The organism is Micromonospora sp. B11E3 (assembly GCF_039871625.1).
Lineage (GTDB): Bacteria > Actinomycetota > Actinomycetes > Mycobacteriales > Micromonosporaceae > Micromonospora.
Genome location: NZ_JBDPMC010000043.1, coordinates 25,081 through 47,792, shown reverse-complemented (window position 1 = coordinate 47,792; position 22,712 = coordinate 25,081). Strand labels below are relative to the sequence as shown.

Here is a 22,712-nt window from a genome sequence, read left to right as displayed (position 1 = left end):
GACTTGTCCGCCACCAACCGCAACACATCCATCGACAACGGCGCCGAACCATCAACCCCCAACTTCACCTCGACCACACGACGCAAAGCAGGCACACCCAACGGCCCCAACGGCCGCGCACCCCGGAAATCCTTCCGATACTGCCGGTGCGCCAACTGCACCACCGTGTCCAGAACCCGCGCATCATCCGGACGCGTAACCGTCAACCCCGCCTGCCGCGCCAGCCACCGCACCTCCAACGCGCGCTCCGCCCACGGCACATACGACGACGGCGCCTCCCGCCACCACATCCCGACCGTGACCGGATCCACCAGGCCACCAGACCACTGCGCCACCGTCTCAGGCGTGCCGGAATGACCACCGGCAGGGCGCAGCCCCTGCACCCACGGCTTCACCAACGCCCGCACCGTCGGATCCGCCACCCCATCACCCAGAGACACCCCCGCCGGCAGGTCCACAGACTGCCGCAACAAATCCCGGTACGTAGCCGGGCCCGTACCATCCGGCCGCCACCCCGCCAGCTCCGGCGACAACCCCGGACGCGACGACGCCTCCTCCCACCACTGCGCCACCATGTCCGCATCAGCCAGACCACCGGACAACCGCGCCACCGAATCCGCCGTGTAAACGGCACCACCCGGCGCGGACTCGTGCTGCAGCCCCTCCGCCCACTCCCGCACCAACGCCAGCGTTCCCGGCTCCAGACGCCCGTCCCCATCCACACCCAGGGACACCCCACGCAGCGTCTTCACATGATCACGGAAAGTGGCCGGGCTCGTGCCACCACCCGTCGGACGCCACCCCGCCCCCACCGGACTCCGCAACCCCGACAAATACTCGTCAACAAACTGGTCAGGAGTCTTCACCCCCGCCGCAGAACCCGCCTCTGAGCCGGTGTCATCCCCCGGCGCCCGGCCGTCCACAGACCCCACCGGCCCCAACACCCTGCCAAGAGTGCGGAAACCCGCCGCCCACAACAACCCATCACGATCCACCGGCCGCTTCGCCGCGTTCAGCCGATCCACATAGCCGTCAAGCACCGCCACATGATCAGCCGTAACCGTCTCGGCCCCACCATCCACATACTCACGAACCAACGGCAAAAACGCACCAAGACGATTCGGCCCATCCCCCGGCGCGACCCTGCCCGCCTCCATCTGAACCACCGTGGCAAGCCAAGAAGCATCCAACAAACCAACGAGCGAACCGCCAGCCCCCTCCTTCAACTCCTCACGAAGGCCATCCACACTCGCCCGCACCGCCGGATCGAACTCACCCCCACTCCAATGATGAACCCGCGGCGCCCACTCCGCATCACCCAACAACCGGTTCAGATTCTCGTCAAACGCTGCCCGCACCCCAGTACGAACAGCCTCAAGCCCCTCCACCCCATTCCCACCACGACTAATCCGAAAATCAAGAGCCTCCAACTCCGACTTCAAATCAACAAGCTCAGAAAACACCTCCTCCGGCGACCGAGACACAGGCGGCGTCACCGGCACAGGCGGCGTCACCGGCGCAGGCGGCGTCACCGGCGCAGGCGGCGTCACCGGCGCAGGCGGCGTCACCGGCGCAGGCGGCGCAGGCGGCGCAGGTGAATGCGGGGTGGCCGGCTGATCCTGCGGCAACGGCGTCCTCGACGCCTGGTCAAGAGCCTCCCGCAACGAGTCGGTCTCCGCCGCCCACTGCGACCCAGACGGCGGCACGGCAGGCGCAGGCGGTACGGAATCGACGACACCACCAGCCGACCCACCGGAAACCCCCGACTCGTAGCCGGGGAATTTCGGCGGCGCGGCGAAGCCCTTGTCCCACAACTCCTGCATGCTGGCCGGGCCCTGCGCCGCGCTGGCCGCACCCGGCGGCCGTATCGCAGGACCGTCACTGCCCACGACACCGGCGTAATGAGGCTTGAGGATCTTGACGATGTCCTTCAGATCCTCGTCGGACAAACTCCAATCATCACCATGCCTGTGCGGGCCCATCAGCGTCGAGTCGCCCCTGTCGAGAACACCCGCCCCATGCACGACCTCATGCACGTACACCCCAGGCTTTTCACCCGCCGCCCAACGACGCTGATCCGTCCCGCTACCCTTGGCAACGACCGTGACCTTCTGATGGGCCAGGGCCTCATCGTCCACGAACTGCACTTCCCACCGCAGCGTCTTGCCGACCTCCGGCAACACCGCCGGCTTACCGTTCAACTCGGCGATACCGTCCAGAGTGCGCTGCTTCACCTGCGCCACCGCGTCCTTCGGACCCTCCACAAACAACCGCCGCCGAATAACCCACTCATCCCCCGGAACCAGCTCGTACCGCACCGCGACCAAATCACCAAACAGCCGCCCCGGCCCACCCTCGCCACCAAACGGATTCACATCAGGATTCGGCCGCCACCGCTCCGCATCAATCTCGATCGGGGACGAACCACCCCCCACACGACCCCACTCAAACGCCGCCGCACCACCAGGCAACGACCCATCCTCGGAACCCGACTCACCCCCGGCGCCCGGCCCCTGCCCGGCGCTCGGCCCCTGCCCGGCGCTCGGCCCCTGCCCGGCGCTCGGCCCCTGCCCGGCGCTCGGCCCCTGCCCGGCGCTCGGCCCCTGCCCGGCGCTCGGACCCTGCCTGGTCGGCTTAGGTTGCCACCCATTAAGGATGCGCATGTTGAAGAATTCCTGCCGGTCTCGGAGTTCTTCTATGAGCGCAAGGAACTGATCGACCGTCGTTTTCGTTTTGAAGATCTTGTAGGCGTGCCCGGTTCCGTCGTCCAACGGCGCCCTGACCACGGCGAAAACGCCGGTAACGGATTCCGATCCGACCTGCCGCGACCACTTCCCCACCCGGAAGGTAACCAGCGTCTGAGCGGTGATATCCACCTCCGCCCCACCGAGCACGCCTTCCGTACCAAGATAAATATGCAGGGGAGGGAGCAATCGGTGGGCCGCCATTACGTCCTCGAACTCCACTGCCTCGGAAAGATCCCACTGATCCTGCGGCACCCACAGCGCCTTTATGCGCAGCGACTCGATGTCGTCTGCGGTGGGGGCGGGCTCCAGCTCCAGGTACAGGGTCTCCCGGGTAGGACTATTTTCGGCCGGTAGTTCCACGAACGCGGCGGATCGACCAGTGCTGTCATACCCGAGTTCGAGACGAACTTTTTTGATGTCCGCAGGAAAGTCGAACGAATCTCCGTCGACCACCACGGTCTGTGGGATATAGACCGGGCGGCCGGCGAGTTTTACGTCCAACTTCCGAGAATTTTTCGATTTGGCGTTTAGCGACGCCGTGATGTGGTAGGACCCGACGAACGATGGGGGGTCGAGTCTCCACGCCTGGCCGGGCACCTCCGGCAAGTGCAACGACGACCCATCCCCTGCGCTCGGCTCACCCCGGACGCGCCGACGCCGCTCAGGTGCCGACTCGGTTAGCGGGATACGCCGATTAGCCCTTTCCTGCCGCTTGTTGAATTTCTTTATGATCTCATCGAGCTTATCGATCTTCATGCCCGTGTCGAGGAGCCGGTAGGCGTGTCGGCTTGCGTCGCGGACCAACGGCGCCCTGACCACGACGAAAACGCCGATTTCCGATCCGGCCAGCCGCGGCCATTTCCCTACCCGGAAGGTGATCTCCGTCCCCTGGGCAACCTGCACCTCCCCCCCACCGTGGGTCAGGTTCCCCTTTCGACCAATGGTAGTACGCAGGGGGGCGGGCAGCCTGTTGTCCGTCAGAATTTTATCTTTGTAAGTCACTGCGCCGGAAAGATCCCACTGATCCTCCAGCTCCCACAACACATTTTCGGACTTCAACATCCCGATGATGTTGTGCACGGCGAGGGCGGGGTTGACCACTTCCACGTACAGGTCCTGTCCGGTCTCTTCGGCCGTCATTTTCGCTACCATCAGGGGTTGACCAGTGACGCCAAACCCGGCTCTGTAAACAATTCGGTTCGTCATCGTGGGGAGGTTGAACGAACCTCCGCCGGCCACGACACCTCCCGGGAGATCGACATTGGGAGTTAACTCCGCCCCGCCACTCCCGCCGAGCCGTGAGCCCAATCTCCATCGCCCCTCGTTTAACTTTATGGTCGTCGTGCTGCGGTAGGAATCGACGAACAATGGGTGATCGGGTTTCCATGCCCGGCCGGGTGCCATTCTCTTCAGAGCTTTCAACTCGTCGGGAGTGAACACGCGGTCGATCCTTTGGAAGATGGCGCTTTCGGTGCCGTCGGGCCGGGTGTACCGGATTTCGACGAAACCGGCACCATTCCCTCTCCAATTCTTCCCGATAGTGACATCGACCTCATCACCCGGGCGCACAAGCCCATCGATCCCATCGATACCATCGAGACGCATCTCCTGGCCGGCCAGCCAGATGCTCAATCCGGGCACCGGACGAGTGAACCCCGATATCTCCGGGTCATGCCGCACCGGGGTGGCCGGGACGCGAATGGTGAATGGGCGAAAGAGGTCTCTTGGGCGCTGGTCTTCCCAGCCGCCCTGGTCCTTGAGATTGCGCAAGTATCGGAGGTGCGCGGCGAGTTCCTGGACCTGACTGTACGGGAAGGAGGAGCGTTGACGGATGACCGCGAGGTCACTCCGGAAGGTATTTTCCAGGATACGCGAGTAGGCGCTGTCGGGATTCTCCGCCTTGGCGATCGCGTCTTGCAGCAGATCACGTGTCTTTTCAAACTCCCCATCCAGTTTCTCCCGCTCGCTGGTGTCTATCTTTGCCTTTGCCTGGGGGAAGCCCGCAGCGATCTGGTCGGCGATGCCGTCTTCGGCACGAGGTTTGACGAGGAAGTAAGCGCCCCTCCACCACAGGACCTGTTTCGGGACGACACCGTCACCCGGCTGCGGGCCGATGCGGTACGGGGCACCGAACGGATGATGGACCTGCATCGGCCCCAACTTCTCGGCCGCCACATGGAAAGGCACAAGCGTGAGTTCGTGAACCCCGCCACCTACGACCTTGGGGAACCACTTCCGGTGCAGCGCCTCCCGCTCCTGCTCCGACACGCCCTCCGGATACGGAAGAATCTCCCTGAACCTCGACTCGGTACCCCGGGCGAGGTCGTCGGCCAACTCACGAATCACCCACGCACGCAGTCCATCCAGGCTGCGGACCTTCACCTCCGCCAACTGGCCCCCAAAGGCGTCCAACACCGGCTGAAAGACCCCGGCCGCCCCCATGTCAAACCGCCGAGGATCGAAGTCGAACACCTTGAGCGCCCACTCCTCGAAGAGTGTCGCCTGGTCACTGGACACCACGGCCGACAACGCGGTGATCGCCGCAGTCACCTTCTGCTCCAAGCCCGACGCGACATCGACCTCCGCCGGCGACACCGCCGAGCCACGCGCCGGTGGCGTCCCTGGCTCATCGGTCAAAGATTCAGGCACCGGTGCCGGCGCTGCCGACGAGCCCGGAGACCCGACCGGCGCATCGTCCAGCGCGCGGTTCTCCGACGGCAACCCCATGATGAATGCCGACGGATCCATCCCTGACGACAGCCACCCGGCCGGCGGCGCATCGTCCTCTGGCGGCGGCAACGCCGACCCAGGCGCCAGTGGCGCCCCTGGCCCCTCCGTCGAAAATTCAGGCACCGGTGCCAGCGCTGCCGACGAGCCCGGGAACCCACCCGCTCCGCCGGTCTCCGTCCCCAGCCAATCCAGTAAATCCCATGATCCCCGTACATCGAACAATTCCGGGTCACCATCAGGCTCCTCTGCCGGCCCATCGATGCGCTGACGCTTCGGGGTCGGCTCAGTTCCCGACTCCGACGGCGGCGACTCCGAGCCAGACGCCGCTGGCACCCCTGGCCCCTCGGGCAAAGATTCAGGCGCCGGTGCCGGCGCTGCCGACGAACCCGGGAACCCACCCGCTCCGCCGGTCTCCGTCCGCAGGAAATCCGGGAAAGCCAATTCCGCCGACATATCGAGAAAACTCGACAGGTCATCGGCGTGAATCTCCGGGCCACCATCAAACCGGTCACCTTCCGCACCGGACGGCCGATCGCCGTGCGGAGCGTCAGAGCCGGCCCACCGGTGCTGGCCGCCGGCGGCGTCGAAGGCCTGCTGGTCCGGCCAGTGCACGTCGGGTTCCTGACCGTTCTCGACGATGTCCGCGGTCCGTACCGCCTCCACCAGATCCGGCCCGAACAACTCCACCGAACCGTCCGAGAACAACACGGACCGCACCGGCTCGTCCGCGTGTGGCCGCAGCTCGCCGGGTATCTGGTCTACCTCGTGCGTGGACGACATCAGCCGCCGGGCGCCGAGCTGGGTGCGGAGCCATTCACCGAAGGAGGTGGCCTGTCCCGGTCCCTGCCATGCCGCGTCGCACCAGACGAGCATGATGTCGGGTGTGTCGCCGCCCCGCTGTTGCGCTTGCGCGACGGCGTGTTGCCAGGCGGGCGAGGCGGTGAGCATCCGCAGGAACAAGGCCCGGCGCACCGGATCGTCGGCCAACCGCTCGGCCAGGTTCCGGTGCCCGGCGATGGTGAACCATCCGTCCACCCGCGGCAGCGCCTCTGCCGCCGTCCGGTCCGCCGCCGCGCCCGGATCCGCCACCGCCGGGTCGGCGAAGTACACGCCGCTGAACGTGTCCGCCATGGCGACATTGTGGATTCGTTCCGCGGCCGGCCCGTGGGTAGCGGCGAGCCCGAGATCGGCGGTCAGGGTACCGGGCAGGGCCTCAGTGTGCGGAGCCCCGGTGTGCGGGGCCTCGGTGTGCGCGGCGGTCAGGGTGGCGGTCGGGGCCACGGCCGGGGCGACGGCCGGGGTGGGCGTCAGCACGATGTACCAGATGTCGTCGGGTTCCGCGTTCTCGCCGGCCCGGTCCTTGGCCCAGTTACCGAGCATCTGCGTGCTGCCGGTGTGGATCTGGTTGCGGGCGGGTTCGTACCAGCGCAGTTGCGTGGTGGGCAGGACCACGCCGGCGGCGACCGTGGCCCCGGCCACGGCCAGCACCCGGGTGCCCGCTGGCGAATCGGCCGGCAGATCGCGGGTCGGCCTGCCCACGGTGAACCCGAGCCCGGGGGCCTCGGGCAGCAGGTCGGCCATCATCTCGGCACGCCGCTGCGGGGTGTACGCCAACCAGGCGGTGGCCATGTCGTCGGGGCGGCCGGTCTCCACCGACCCGGCCGGCGGGGTGCCGGCGGGGGCCGGCCAGGCCGTGGTGTCCAGGCCGTTGGCCAATGCTCGTAGGCCGGCGGCGTCGACCGGCGGAACGTCCTGGGCGAACCACCGGTGGGCCAGGTACCCCTGGTATCGGTTCAGGTTCTCCACCAGGGCGGCCACGGCCGTGGCGAAGTCGTGCCGCGACTCGATCTCCGCCTCGTGCAGGATCTCCAGCCGGGCGTTCACGTCGGGCCGGTCCCGGTGCGGGGCCAGGTCGTCCTGGAGGCGCTGCGGCAGCCGCCGCACGGCGTCGTCGAGGGTCTCCGGGCGGCCGGTGGCGTCCAGCCGCACCATCTCCCCGCCCGGGTAGGCAAGGTACGACGGCTCGGCGGTGCTACCACCGTGGACCCGCAGTTCGACCGGGGTGTCCAGGCTCACGGCGAGGTCCCGCGCGAGTTGTACCCGGTCCAGTTCGTGTACGGCGGTCTCGTCCGCCGGGGCGGTCGCGGCGTTGTCGGCCTGCCGGGTCGGGTCGGTGCGCAGCACCACCCGCGCCGGGGGCGTGCCGCCGTGCTGCGCGCGTACCGAGCGGTCCAGCTCCTGGACGACGGACCGGCCGTGGCCGGAGCGGGCGATCTCGGCCAGCGCCGCGTCCACGTCCACGACCGGGGCACCGCGCGGGACCGGCGGGACCGGCAACGCCATCGCGTCCACCTGCAGTTGCGCCGCGTCCCGGGCCGCCTCACTGGCCGTCCTGGCCTCGTCGAGCACCCGGACCGTGTTCGTGTGCGCCTGCGCGGAGATGTCGCGGGCTCGGAACTCCTCGCTCGCGGTCTCGACCTGCCGGCGCAGGTCAGGCAGCTCCGAGCGGACCCGGTCGAGATCCTGCCCGGCGACCCGGAGGTCGCTGGTGGCTTTCTCCAGCGCCGCCTGGGCCGTGTCCAGTTCCCGCTGCGCCTGGAGAAGCTCTGCCTGGGCGGCGGCCAGCCGTGGCTCGTCCTGGCTGGTGGCGAGGTCGTCGACCGTCTGCCGGGCCGCTGACTCCAACTCCTCTCGTCGCGTCACCTCCGCTTCGAGTCCCGGCATCGCACGGTTGAGGTCGCCGATGTTCTCCTCGAGCCGGGCGCGTTCGCCTTCGGCGGCGGTGACGGCGTTCCTGGCGGCGTCGAGCGCCGCCGCCGCGGCGGCCCGGGCACCCTGCGCGTCGCGTTCGTTCCGGCGCGCCTGGCCGAGGTCGTCGACGGTGCGCTGAAGTTCCTGGGTGGCCTCCTGGAGGCGCTGCCGCGTCGCCTGCCGTGTCGTGGCGTCCGGGGCGTCCGGGGTCGAATCGGGATCCGGTGCCGTGGTGAACAGCCGATCGGCGAGGTGACGCAGTGCCGCCCCGCGGGCGCCGGTGGCGTTGGCACCGAGGTTGCGGATCGTCTCGGCCCACTGATGCCGCTGCGGTGCCGAGAGGGTCTGACGCGCGTCCTGCACCAGCGTGGTGACGGCGGCATCGGAGACGCTCAAACCGGCGAGCGTGTCGGCGGTAAGCTGCAGGATCGCCGCGTCCACGGCGTCGACCGGGCCGGGCAGGGTGGCGGCCAGGTTACCGAGTGCCGACACGGCGGCTGGGTCGGCCAGGTCCGGCCGGGCCAGCAGGCTCGTCAGCATCTCCTGCCGCCCGGTCGGCGCCCCCGGTATCGGAGCCGGCACCGGGGGCGTTGTCGGGGCCGGGGTCCCGGCCGCTACCGGCGCCGGTGGGGTGGGGCCGAGCAGGTACCGGTATCCGTCCTCGACGCGGCCGTAGCGGGCCAGGGTGAGCAGCGCGTCCCGGGCGGCGAGATCCACGTCGTGGGGCCGCCCCGCCCGGCGGATCTGAAGCTCGCTGTGCGCCCGGTCGGAGAGCAGGTCCGCCCGGTGATCGTCGAGGAAGGCGCGGGAGTCGTGCCAGTTGCCGATGGCGAGCCACCGGTCGAGGGAGGCGGATGCCGCGGGCATCGGGTGGTGCACGACGTGGGCCGGCGGCAGTGGGGTGTCTGCCGACAGCCGGGTGTCCGGCGTCCCGGCCCAGGCGCCGGCCGGTGGGGGCAGCGCCGGGATCAGGTCGGCGGGGGTGGAGACGTCCCGCCACGCGTGGGCCAGGCCGGTCGCGGTCGTCCCGGACGAGGTCACCGCGGCGGCCACCGGGCCGGCGTCCGAGCTGCCGAGCAGCTTGGCGACGCCGTGGTACAGCATCCGCTTGTTGACGTCGAGGGCGGCGCGTAGCGTCGCCACGTCGTCGCGGCCTGCCGTGGGGGGTAGCCGGTCGGCCAGGTCTTGCAGGGGTTCCGGCCAGTTCTGTTGGGGGCTGATGGTCCCCGCGGCGGAGGCGATGGACCGGAAGGTGTCCAGTGGTCCGACGGCCGGGTCGAGGATGTCGGCCACGGCCCGCAGGATGCCCGCGTCGGAGACGGCCTCCCGCTCCGGCCCGGGCTGGGTCACCCGCGGATCGGCGTCGACGAGATCCGCCAGCGCCCGCAGCCCGGCCGGCGCGGCCGGGTCGATCGGGCCGGTCGAGCCGTTCGGGTCGGTCGGTGCCACCGCGGCCACCGCGCCGGCGAGCACGCGGTGCCGGGCCGCCGCGTCGGCCGCGTCGAGGTAGTCGAAGGCGGCCGCCAGTTGTCCGGCACGGATCGCCTCCAGCAGGGCCTGGTGCCGGGCCTGCTGCTGGTCCTGCGCCAGCCGCGCCGCGGTCGGGTCGGCGCGCAGCGCCTCGAGGTTGGCTTCCGCGAACTGCCGGGACGCCGCCCAGTCGCCGTCGTGCAGCAGCCAACTCGTCAGCACGTCGGGCTCGACCAGGATGACGGGCTTCGGCGCGGGGATTTCGCTGAGGGTTGGGAGCGCGGCGAGGATCACCTCGGTCTGGAACTCCTGGGCGGTGAGGGTCCGCTCGACCGCCCCGAGGGCGATCGGATCGTAGCGCCGGTAGGTGCCGTCGGCGTCGAAACGCGCCGCGAAGGCAACCTCGGGGCCGGTGATCAACAGTCGGGTACCGGGCCGCAGCGTGTCCGGCACCTCGGGCAGCGGTCCGGTGGTGGTCCAGCCCGGGGGCAGGGCGGGGGCCAGCAGCCGCCGTGCCCGACCGGCCCGCGTCTGCGGGGTGTCGGTGTCGTGCCGGGCGGCGTGGGCCGCGATGGGGTTCGCCGGTCCGGCGGGCAGGCCCTCGGTGATCCACTCGCGGGCGCGGTCGTCGGCGTTGTCACGCGCCTGCCGGATGTGCCGCTCCAGCTCCGGGCCGAGCATCGCGGCGGCGTCCATCTGCACCGCGGTACCTTTCAGCAGCTCGCGGTAGATCTCCCGCTGCCGCCCCCCGCCGATGCCGGCCCTGCCGGCCCGCAGCCTCAGGTCTCGGTGGAGCCCGTCCACCGCCTCGACGGCCGTGACCGGGGCGAACGTACCGTCCTGGCCCTCCCGCAGCTCGACGATCCAGCCCTGCGGGTCGATCCGGTACCGGCTGGCCGCGCCCTGTTCGTCGGTGACGGTCAGGTCGAGGTGGGTCTTCAGCTCGGACGCCACCACCCGGGCCACGGTGCGCGGGTCCTGGGCGAGCAGCTCCACCTCCTCCGGTGGGGTGACCGGCGCGGAGTCGGGCGGCTGCACCGCCCGTACCCGGTCGACGATCTCAGGGATCCGCTCGTTGAACTGTCGCACGTCGGTGGCGAGCAGCGCGGCGCCGACCGCGAGTTTGCCGACCTGGTTCTTCCAGGCGGTCAGCTCGGCGAGGTTGGCGACGTCCTGCTGCGCGGGGTTGAGCCCCTGGAGGTGGCCCACCGCCCAGTCCAGCACCACCTCGTACCGGCGGCGGGCCTGCTCGGCGGCGCTGGCGGTGAGCCGCAGCGGGCTGACCGGGTCGTAGTGGTTGCCGAGCTGGTCGCGGATCAGCAGGGCGGCGTGCTGGGGCGCCTGGTCGGGGTCGAAGTCGCCGGCCTCGATGACACGGCCGGCCACCGGGGCGGCGGCCATGCCCGCCGGGGTGGCCCGTTGCAGCAGGCCCTCCAGGCCGATCGTGGGCGCGTCGGCCGCCGGCGCGGGCCAGCCGGCCGGATTGTTCGCCTTCCAGTCGTGCGGTTCGGAGAGCGCGCGCAGGAGGTCGTGTACCTCGCCGGCGTGCATCTCGTGGAAACTCGTGCCGCTTATCCAACCGGTGCTGCGGGCGTCGTCGGCCGCGAACCGCTCCGGCCCGATCGGCGCCAGGCCGGCGTCGCGGTGGAACGCACTGTGCCGATGCGGGACCGCGGCGAGACGGGATGAGGTGCTGATCTCGACCAGGTACGTATCGCCCTCCACCGTCTTGAGGTGGTCCTCGGTACGCAAGACGTTGTCGAAGGCGGCGGTGTGGCTGGCCGGCGCGGTCCGGTTCGCGCCGGTGGTGATTTTGCCGGTGACGGTCTTGTCCTCCTGCGCACCGATGTTCGTCGCGCCGAGCGGGTTGGCGTGCGACATCTCCACGTCGAGGTTGGGCCGCCACAGGTTACGCGACTGGCTGGCCGACGTGATGTTCAGGGACTTGTCGTATCGGCCGGTACCGGTGGTCTTGCCGAGCCTGCTGACGATCCTCAGACCATGCAGTTTGACGTACAGCCGCATGGCCACCCGGTTGTTGGACTCGCCCCCGACGAACAGGTGCGAGCCGAGCAGGAATCCGGAGGGGCGCAGCGCGTCGGACAGGAGGTTGTCGACGCTGAGCCGGGACAGCAGGCCGTCCAGCGCCATGCTGCCCCGGTAGGCCGGGTCGTTGGCGTGCGAGCCGAGCACCTCGGCCATGAGCTTCCGGGCGGCCGGGTAGAGGTCGTCGGCCAGGCCGAAGACGTAGGCGTCGCCGGCCAGCTTCGGCAGCGCGCGCAGGTCCAGCCGCGGCGACCGGGGCATCGGCGTGGCCTCGGCCTGCCCCCGGGGGATCTTGAAGTCGATCCGCGCCTCGTAGTGATGGGTCTGCACCGGCTCCACCGGCGCGAGGGAGATCCAGTCGGCGAAACCGGCGGGCGCGTGGTGCAACGCCCAGTCCGTCGCGCTGCTCAGGGCCGTGATCATGTGGTTCAGCAGGTAGCTCGGCTGCCAGCCGTGCATGTTCAACCGGCTGAGCTCCAGGGAGATCTTGACCTTGCCCCTGGCTCTGTAGTGCCCCGACCAGTCGTAGGCGGTCCGTTCCCGGATGGTCTTCCTGCCGGCCTTGACGCCGCGTGCCCCACCCGGCGCGAACGACAGCGACCCGGCGATGGCCACCGGGCTGCCGTCGGCCAGGAAGCCGATCTTACCCGGCATGAAGAACCAGCCCAGCGCTTCCGCAAGGATGTCACCGGTTTCGTCGTTGAAGTGCGCATAGTTCTCGATGCCGTAGGCGTCTTCCCAGTCGGTGTACTGCGGCCGGCCGTCCAGGATGGCCGAGAGTTTCAACTTGAACACCTGGGCAGCCATCTTGCCCAGCTGGTAGACGAAGTAGAACGTCACGCCGTTGTACCGGTTCAGCATGTCGGCGAACACGATGTTGGCGCGCTGCCCGGCCAGCGTGGACTGCAGCGACTCGAGGCTGCCGGGCAGCGCGCCGACCACCGACTCGTCGGGGGAGAACATCAGCACGCCCCAGCTGGTCCCCGCCTCCGGCCAGTTGGCGTGGCTGGCCCCGAGCAGCCCGGGCCTGACGGTGTCCATCAGCGTCCGGACCGCGTCCAGCATGGTCGTGGTGGGGCGCGGCCCGCCGTCGGCCGGAGCCGGCCCGGTGAACAGCGCCACCTCGTCGACGCCCGCGTGGCCCAGCATCCGGTCACCGGTACGGGTCAGGTAGGGCGGCATGGTCAGCGCGCTGAACGGGTTGACGTTCGGGTCCAGGACGATCCCGAAGTCGGCGGCGAACTGCGCGCGGCGGCTCGGGTCGAGCACCGCGCCGCGCTGGGCCAGGTCCACATGCCGGTCGGCGAGCGTCAGCGCCCACGTCTGGACCCGGTGCTGGACCAGGTACGCGCCGAGGTCGGGCACCCCGGCGACGGTGCGGCCGTCCAGCTCGCCACGCCACCGGCTGAGCAGCCCGGCCACGGTGTTGCCGCTGAGCACCAGTTCACCGCGGGACCACCGGCCCATCGCGTCGAGCAACTGCGAATCGCTGATCGGCAGCTTTCCGGCCGCGTACTGCGCCAGGGCCTCCGCCTCCGGCAGGATGAACAGCATCGTGCGGCCCCGCAGGTCGGCTCCGCGCGGCACGCTGACCCGGCTGACGACGAACCCGACCTGCTTGTGGAGGCCGGCGCGGACATTGATGTCGTAGGGCGCGAGGAAGGCGTACCCCCGTCCGAAGGCCAGCTTGAGCATCTCCAGGCCGCCGACGCGCTTGGACTCGACCGTCCTGCTCTCGCTCACCTTCACGCCCGCCGACGGGCCGAAGCTGACCTTCAGCGGACCGAACTCGCGTTCGAGGCCGAAGTTGGGCAGCTTGAACTCCTTGGCGAACGAGTGGTTGGCGGCGTTGCCGGTCTCGGCCAGGTACAGCTCGATCTGGCCGGTGACGTACTGGTCCGGGGTGGCGCCGACGAACTGCGCCCCCTCGATGTGGGACACGCCGATCGACATCGCGGCCTCGGTGGTCGCCACGAAACCGGGCTTGACCGGGGTGGTGATGCCGTAATTGCCGTCCAGGATCTCCTTGAAGTTCGCCTCGGCGGCGATCGGGTTGGCAAAGGCGTCCACCGGCCCGGCCATCGGTTGGCCGGCCCGGGTCAGGTCCGGCGGCAACTGGTTGCGCACCGCGGCGCGCAGCCCGTGCGTGTCGAGGAAGTACACGTCGCCCCGGTTGAGCACCGACGGTTCGGTGTCGACGGGGGCCACCTCGCTGAAGGTGGCCGGATCGGAGTTGAGGCGCAGCAGCGCGGCGCGCACGTTGGCGCGGACCGGCTCGGGCGAGGTGATCGGGGCGTCCCGGTCGCTGATCTCGACCGTCCAGAAGAAGTCGTACGGGAAGTTGAACAGCATCACCCGGCCGGCGTACTCCGTCAGCTTCGGGCGGTTGACGATGCGGGTCAACCGCTCGGAGGCGCCGACGTTGCGGCTCACCGACCCGCCGATGAGTCCGACGGAACGAAGCCACTCGACGCCCGACGGCATCGCGAGCCCCAGCCCGCCCTCCACCGACCAGCCCTGGTTGCCGCTCGCGCCCTGGCCGGCGATGCCGAGCGACATGGCGAGGGTGACCACGCTCAACTCGTCGGTGAGCCGTTCGAAGTGCACCGAGTTGCCGTCCGCGTCGACGTCCGCGGTGATCCGGGGGACGGCGTGGATGGTCACCACGGCGGTTTTCATCACCGCGTTGCGCCAACTGTGCAGGGTGAAGGTCATCCCCGCTGGCCGCTCCGGGGTTGACTCGCCCGCCGGGGCCTCGGGGACGGCAGAGCCGCCCTGGGTGATCGAGGGGAAGTGCGATTCCAGACCGTCGCCGCTCACCATCTTGTTGAACAGGTTCAGGTTGTCGATCGCGGCGTCGGTGTCGGGGTGGACGACCTCGCCGTAGGCGTTACGCACCCCCTCGATCGCCCTGCTTAGCAGCGACTGCTCCTCGAGGGGCGTACCCGGATCCGGGGTCGCCGGCCGGCTCTGCGCCGCATGCGCCCACGGCCGGTCCCCGTCCGCGGGAAGGAACCCCTCGTCGGCCAGCACCTGCATGAGACCGGCCCGGACCTGCTGTACCGCCCGGTTGTCGACCTGCGGCAGGGACTGGCCCAGGCTGCCACTGCCCTCCAGAACGTGCCGGGGCACCAGGTTGCCGCCGGTGTCCTCCGGGTGCACGCCGGTGTTGCGCAGCCGCTGCCGCCACTGGTCGTGCGGCACCCGCTGCGGCCGCCCGCCCGTGGCGGGGACCGGGGCCGGGACACCATCCGCCAGCCCGGGGATGGGATCGGGGCGGAAGACGACCGCGTCGACGCTGAACCCGTGGTCGAAGGCGTCCGGCGCGGACATCCGGACCATCGCCGACCCGTCCACCTCGGGCGTCCGCCGGTGCCCGTCCTGTGGCCGGGCCGAGGTGGCCACCTCGGCGTGCAACTTGAGCCGAGTCTCCCGGCTGACCGTGTCGCCCTTGTACCGCTCGACCACCACGTTCAGCGATGCCCGCGTGACGCCACCACTGTCGTTGCTGGTCCAGCTCATCCCGGCGCGAGCGGAGACACCGAGCTTGGCCTTCTCCTTGTACACCTGCGGATCGTTCCAGCGCTTGGCCAACGGCAGATCGGCCGCGCCACCCACCGACAGCCCACTGGACTGCTGGACGGTGACTTCGCCGCCCTGCCCCACGATCCCGGTACGTACCTTCTCGATGTGGGCCTTGTCGCTGGCCTCGCCCAGCGGCACGCCCGCATCGCCCACCGGCGTGGAGTCACCGTCGCCAACGCCCACCTGCAGTGAGTCGCCGACCCGGCGGGCGTACACCCGGATGCTGGCGGCCGCGAACCCACGGTCGTGCACGGTGAACTGGAAGCCCTGGGTCGACGCGCCGGCATCACCGTCCGCCTCCGGCGTACGCCGGTTGTTCACCGCCACGTCGAGGTGGACTTCCAGGTTCCACAGCTTGCGCTGCAGATCCTTACGCATCGGACTGTCGATGGACATGTCGAAGCCGTCGGCGCGCAGCTCGGCGATGATGTGGTCGTACAGCTCGTTCAGGCCGGTGATGTTGCTGGCGGAGAAGAGTTCCGGCAACCGGGTCAGGTTGTCCCGCATGTCGTCTGGCAGGTCGGCGACCACCTGCTCGCCAGCGGTCTTCAGCAGGTGGTTGGGGATCGCCACCAGCAGCGGGGCCGGCTTCTGACCGTCCGGCGGCTCCGGCAGGTCCAGCGCCTGCCACGGCTGCCCGTCGCCGCGCGTCTCGATCAACCACCCCGGCTCGTCGTACAAGTAGAACGTCGAGTCCGCGCGGGTGTCCAGCACCCGGCCCTTCTCCGCGTCGACCAGGTAGTTGGTTCTCCGGCCGACCTTGTTGAGGGTCAGCTTGCCGCCGAGTCCCCAGTGGGTCGTCGGGCCGAGCGGCACGTCGACGTTGTAGTCGCCGCGCAGCCGCACGGCTCGGGTGTCGGCGCCGTCCGCCTGGCTGTGCGCACCGGTCTGGAAAACACCCTGGGTGAACTGGTTGGCGTGGAAGTCGCCGCTGGCGCTCGTCCCACCCCCGGTGCCATCCGGCGACAACCCGGGCGTCTCGGAGTCGAACGAGCCGGCCGGGTTCGGGACGAGCCGCGGGCCGCCCGGTCGCAGGCGGGCGCGCACCTCCATGCCACCCAACGTGAACAGGTACCCGTCCTCGGAGACCACCTTCCGGTAGTTGTTGAGCAGCAGCTCGTGCAGCATTTCCCATTCGTTGGCCGGCACCGTGATGCCCCGCCGGGCCGCGTCGGCGCGCAGCGCCTGCTCGATGCGGTCGAGGTCCGGCAATTCCGCCTTGGGATCGCCGAGCGCGAGCGCCCGCCGGTCCGGGTTGGCCGGCGGCGTCCACTCCTGCCCACCCGACCCGTCGGCGTCGGGTGCGGGCGGGCCGACGCTGGCGTCGTTGCCGAAAACCCGGACGTGCCGGTCGGCCTCGGGAACACCGGACAGCAGCCGGGTGGCCGCATCGGCCACCTCGCGCGGGATGGGACCGCCCCGGGACTGGATCACCACCGCCACCCCGGTCGCGGGGGCCGCCAGGGCGGCGGGCGACAGTGTGTCCGGGCTGGTGCCGTTCTGAGCGAACAGGACGACCCCCCGGTGCTCCCGGACCGTCCACCCCCGGTACACCTGGTATTCGCCCGTGTCGGACGAGGTCAGGCCCAGCGGCCCGGGCTGCCGGGGTGACACCGAACGCAGCGGCACCCGCCAGGCGTGCGCGGCGGCCGGGAAGGTCTCCTGACCCCGGGCGTCGATCGGGATCAGCTCGTCGGCACCGGCCGGCTGCCGGCCCACCACGGAGACCGGCAGGACCAGCTCCAGCAGCCCGCCGAACCGCTCCCGCAACCGGTCCGCCACCTGCGCAGCGGCGGCATCGGGCGGCGTGCCCGGGGCGCCGGCGGCCGGGGGCGCCACGAACACCTGGAGCGGATCGGCGCCCCGGGGAAGTGCCTGGCTCACGGCCTCCACGACGGCGACCGGGTCGCTGACGGTCTCGTCCAACACCAGCCGGGGCCGGTCCGGGGTGGCCAAATCGGACCAGTGCAGTGTCGTGGCACCGGCCGGTGGCCGCGGACCGGTGTGGGCGAGCACCCCACCCGGGATGTGGCTCAACTGGACCCCGTCGGGCAGGCCCGGCACCTCCGACGGGACGAGAGTACGCCGGTCCAGCCCCACCCCGGAGGTGATCAGGTGCGCCGGTGGCGCGGCCGGCATGCCCGCGAAGATCCGGCCCACCCGGTGGCGCACCCCGGCAGGCAGCGGAGTCCCGCCCCAGCCCAGGAACACCGCCGGCTCGGCCAGCCAGCCGCCGGTGTCCGGCAACAACCGCCGTACCCGGTCAAGTTCGGTCGCCGGCCCGATCCACAGGTGGCTACCGCCGTCCCAGGCCACCCAACCGTCACCCAGCCCGTACACGCCGGGCGACTGCTCGGTCAGCCCGTACGGGGCAGGCCGGGGCGGTGCGCCGGCGACCTCGGGCAGGAACAGGTACCGCTCGGGCCGCCCGCTGAAGAAGGTCACCTCACCGTTGGCGTCCAGCGGGACGATCTGCGGGCTGGGCGTCGGCCGGTCCCGCAGCGCCGACCGCGGCACAGACAACATGGCCTGCGGCCCCAGCCCCTGCGCGGTGACCTCCAGCGCCCGGGCCACGCTGACCGGCTGGTCCTGCGGCCAGTGCAGGACAGCCATGGTGGCGTCCTGCGCCCGCAGCCCGGCCAGCGCGGCACCGAGGCTGCCCGGGTCGAGCACCGAGGAGTGCAGCAGGATGGCCGGGCCCGGGCCGGTCGGGGCCAACACCCGCGAGCTGATCGGGCCGGGCGCGGCATCCCCGTCGTGCAGCAGGACGCCGCCCACCGCGCGCTGGAGCCGCAGGTTCTCCGGCAGCCCCTCGGCCATCACGACCAGCGGCGCGTCCGGGGACGCGGCCGGCGGGACGACCTGCTGCTGACTGTCGTCGGCGGCCGGTGCCGGCGGTTGCGGGGGCGGGGCGAGCTGCTGCGGGAGTACGGCCGGCTGCTCAACCGCCGCAGGGGTTTCCGGCACGAGCGCGTCGAAGTGGGTGTCGACGCCCGGCCGCTCCGGGTCGGCCGCCACGCGGGCCAGACTGACCGGGGCGCCCCCGGCCGGGCCGTACCCGCCCGCCGGCCGCACCCCGTCCGGGGCGACCTGGGAAATCTGCATCCCGGCACCGGTCGCGTGGGCCAGCAGCGGTGCCAGGAACTGGCCGGCCGGGGTGGCCGACAGGTTCGCCCAGTCGTTCACGGCAGCCTTCACCGCCGCCAGTTCCCCGGAGTCGAGCTGGCGATCGGGGTCGATCAACACCTCGAACAGGTGACGGCCGGCGTCCGCCGGATTCGCCTGTATCTCGTCGAGACGTGCCCGGACAGCCGCCGGCTCCAGGAGACCGGCGTCCATCAGGTCACCGAGGCGCCGCAGCACCTGATCGGGGCTCAGCGCCGTCAACACCTCGAACAGGTGACGGCCGGCGTCCGCCGGATTCGCCTGTATCTCGTCGAGACGTGCCCGGACAGCCGCCGGCTCCAGGAGACCGGCGTCCATCAGGTCACCGAGGCGCCGCAGCACCTGATCGGGGCTCAGCGCCGCCACATCCCGCTCGTGTTGCGGCCGGAAGGCGAGCCGCTGCGCGGTCACGTCCGCGGGCAACCGACCCGCGTTCTCCTCCAGATAGCCCGACACGTGGTCCCGCAACAACTCGGTGACCCGACCAAGCTCGGACCCCTGCGGCACCCCGGTATGAACCGACTCGGCAACAGCGGCCCGCACCCTAACCGGATCGGACAGGAACGCCTGCAGGTCGGCGGGCAGCCGCGTGCCCAGCGCGGTGCGGACCAGAGCTGGTTCAGAGGCGATGAACGCGTACAGCAGGTCGAGACCGTCGCGGGGCACGCCGAACCGGACCAGGGGAAGCTCGGGGAAAATGCGCTCCGCCTGCATGGCGTGGGACGGGCCGCGGGGTGTGCTGGTGGAGGCGAGCAGGATGGCGCTGGGGTCGGTGCCGGTCGTGGTGATCGGCTGCGGGTGTGCGGTGGTGTGGTCGGCCAGGAGGTTGGTGATGGTGGTGGGTCGTCCGGTGCTGTCGAACGCGGCGAGTCGGGTGCTCGATGCGAACAGGTGTCGCAGCCACGGGTCCCGGGTCGGGTCGGGTGGTTCGGGTCGGTCCTCGGCGCCGGGCACCAGGCCGTCGCGCACCCTGATGGTCGGTGGTCCGGATGGTTGTGGGTCGCTGTGGAGGGCGAAGACGTGTTGTTCCTCGTTCGGTGGCGCGATCCTGACCACGACCATCGAGCCCGGTGCCGCCCTGAGCGCGGCGAGTACGTCCTGTGGGGCGACTCCGTCGGGGTGGGCGACGCGTTCGGGTGTCGCGTCGAGGATGTCCAGGAGTTGTTCCCAGCTCGTGGTGGGTGCGAGTCGGCCGTCGGGTCCGAGGATCCGGTCGTCGGATACCGCCCGGTTGCCGAGCCGTTTGTATTGGGCTCTGAAGGCGTCGAGGGTGGCCTGCACGCACCACCACCACGGGTCGCGGCTGCTGCCGGGGCCCACCTGTGTCTGATCGATCCAGTCGGCGACCCGCTGCGCGGACTCGGCCGCCGTGACGGCCGGCCCGGTCGCCGCGGCCGCCGGTTCCGTTGCCGTGCTGGCCGGCTCGCCGCGCCCGACCGGGTCGGCCGACGAGGACATGTCACTGAACGGATCCCTGTCCCCGATGTCGGGCTTGGCCGGGTCGCGACTGATCGGTTCGTTCAGTGCGGAGATCTCACTGGACGTGACGGTGTTGGTGGAGCTGCTATCGCGGCTGAAGATGTCGTCGCCGGAGACGGACATCTCACTGACCGTGAAGGTGTCGTCGCCGGAGACGGACATCTCACTGACCGTGAAGGTGTCGTCGGGCCTGTTATCGCGGCTGAAGATGCTGTCGTCGCCGGAGACGGACGTGTCATTGACCGACGTCCTGTCGCTGGTGTGCGGCGTGCCGTCGGTGCGGGGGGCGGCGCCACCGGGCACCGTACTGCGGGCGCCGGCCGTATCCGGCGTGCCGGACGTGCCCGGCGTGCCGGAGGTGCCCGGCGTGCTGGCCGTACCCGAAGTGCCCGGCATGCTGGGCGTGCTGGGCACAGGCGGCGTGCTGGGCGTGCTGGGCGTGCTGGGCACAGCCGGCGTGTTGGGGGTGGCGGGCGTGGCGCTGCCGGCGGCCTGCGCGAGGACCTGGTGGTATCCGTGGACCCAGTCCTGTTGGAACGATTCGGCGATGGGGCCGTTGGCCGGCTTGACGCCGTACTTCTGGGCCAGGTCGGTGAACTGCTTTTCTGCCTGGCTGTTCGCGGCTGCGGTGTGCTGCTCGGGAGTCACCGGCACTGTCGGCGCGTCGGTACGCCGGTTTGTCGGGGTGTCCGCCGGGGACGCGATGGTGTGCGCTGCGGTGGTGTCGGGAATGGCCGCGGCCGTGAAACGGGCGGGCAGGTCGGTGACCACCTGCCGGACCACGTTCACCACGGCGTTGACCTGCGCGGCGCCGGGACTGGCCGCCGCGGCGAGCAGCGCGGTCAGTGGTGCGGTGGGTAGTGGGGTGGCGCCGAGGATCGGGACGAGGCTCCGGGCCACATGGTCCCGCACGGCGCTCTCGACCGCCTCGATCGCGGCGGCGGACGGCACCGCCGCCCCGGCGCCTGCCGACACGCCAGCGCCTGTCGGCGTGCCAGCGGCCGAGGACGTGCCTGTGCCTGTCGGCGTGCCGGGGCCTGTCGGCGTGCCGGGGCCCGTCGGTAGGCCGGGGCCTGTCGGTAGGCCGGCGGCGAACTGGTCGACGTGGTGTTGGGCGGCCAGGTCCGCGATCGCGCGCAACGCCTGCCGGTCGAACTCCGCCCGCAGCGCGTCGACAAGCCGCTCCGGACGTACCGCCGCCGGGACCTGCCCGCCCGCCGGGACCGTCCCGGCGAGCGTTTCGGTGATCCGGGCGACCGCCTGGTCCCGGACACCGAACAGGAACTGGCTGGTGAGGGCGGTGGCGGGCAGACCGACCTGAGACAGGAAACCGGGGACGGCCGGGTCGTTCTGCCGGGCCTCGGCCCACTCGGTGAACACCTGCTCGACCGGCACGGCAAGCGCGGCCAGGAACTGCCGTGCCTGCCCGGTCCCGGCCAGCAGCCCACCGTAGCGGTCTGCAAGTTCCTGCTGGAACCGATGCCACTGCTCGACCACCGGCGCACCAGCTGCCACAACCCACTGCGGCGCCGGCGCAGCCGGCATCGACCACGACGCCACCGACCACGACGGCACCGACGGGTCCAGCTTCGGCATGGGCAGGTTCAGCTTCGGCGCGGGCAGGTTCACTGCCGGCAGCGGCGGCGGGGTGGGCGGCAGGGTGGGCGGCGCGGCCTGCGTGCCGGCACCCACAGCCGTCGGATCGTCGACCCCGCTCTGGTAGCCCGTGGACGTGTCCCCACCAACCGGTGTCGACGCCACCGGCATGACCGGCTTACCGTCCGGCGTGAAGTCGATACGAGGCACCTGCACCCGGGGCTGCATCACGGCGCGACTCAACACGAACCCGAGCGCGCTCGCGGCCGATCCCCCCGCCCCCGACAGCGCCCCGGAAATAACGTCCGCACCGACATTATCGAGGGTGACGTCCCCCAGCACCATCCCCTCGGAGCCGATACCGAAGATCACCTCCCCGCCGGTCTCCAGCACGGGCCGCGTCAGCACATCGGTCAACAGAATCTTGGTGGCATCCGACACGCCCAGCTTGCTGACAGCGCCGGCGACAGCGCCAGCGACCTTACCCAACGCCGGCCCCGCCACCGTGCTGAGGAACGCCACCGCCCCCGCGAACGCCGCCTGCTGACCGACCGCCGACCAGTTCACCCCGGACTGCAGACCATCGGTCATCATCGACACCTGGGCCAGCAGCGCAGAACCCGGCATGAACAACATCTGCATCGCCGTGCTGCTCGCCGCCGAGCGGACCAACGCCGAACGCAGGATCGCCTGGATGATGGACCGTGTCTGGGCGACGTGTGCCGCCGCCCCCACCGGATTCCAGAACCACATCGCGGCGGCGACGGCGAACTCGGCCATCATGAAACTGAACATGGCCACCGCCGTACGCTTGCCGGTCTCCGTCTCGAGGAAGAACTTCTTCTCCCCCTCGATCACGGCGAGCAGCAGGTCGGCCGTCTCGGCCATCTTCTTCACGAACGGAGCGGTCTGGGCCACGAACCGGTCGAAGACCTCGCCCTCCCCCGCCTCCCCGACCGCCTTGATCGTCTGCTCCAGCAACGGACCAAGCACCGTACGCACCCGATGCTCCAGCACTTCGGCCGTGCCGATGTCCTGCCACAACAGCGGCAGCTTCGTCCGGGACAACTTGAACCCGGTGAAGCCTTCCAAAACCCGCATCGCGCTCTCATCGAGCTCAACGGTCGGAATGGCGGCGGCCAT

Annotated in this window: 1 pseudogene (running past one end of the window); it reads right to left on the bottom strand. The window is 70.5% G+C overall.

What is annotated here, in order from left to right:
- Positions 1 to 22,712, bottom strand: a pseudogene (locus ABGB16_RS20980) (hypothetical protein); its annotated part reaches 7,846 nt to the left of the window's first position; the annotation flags it as partial.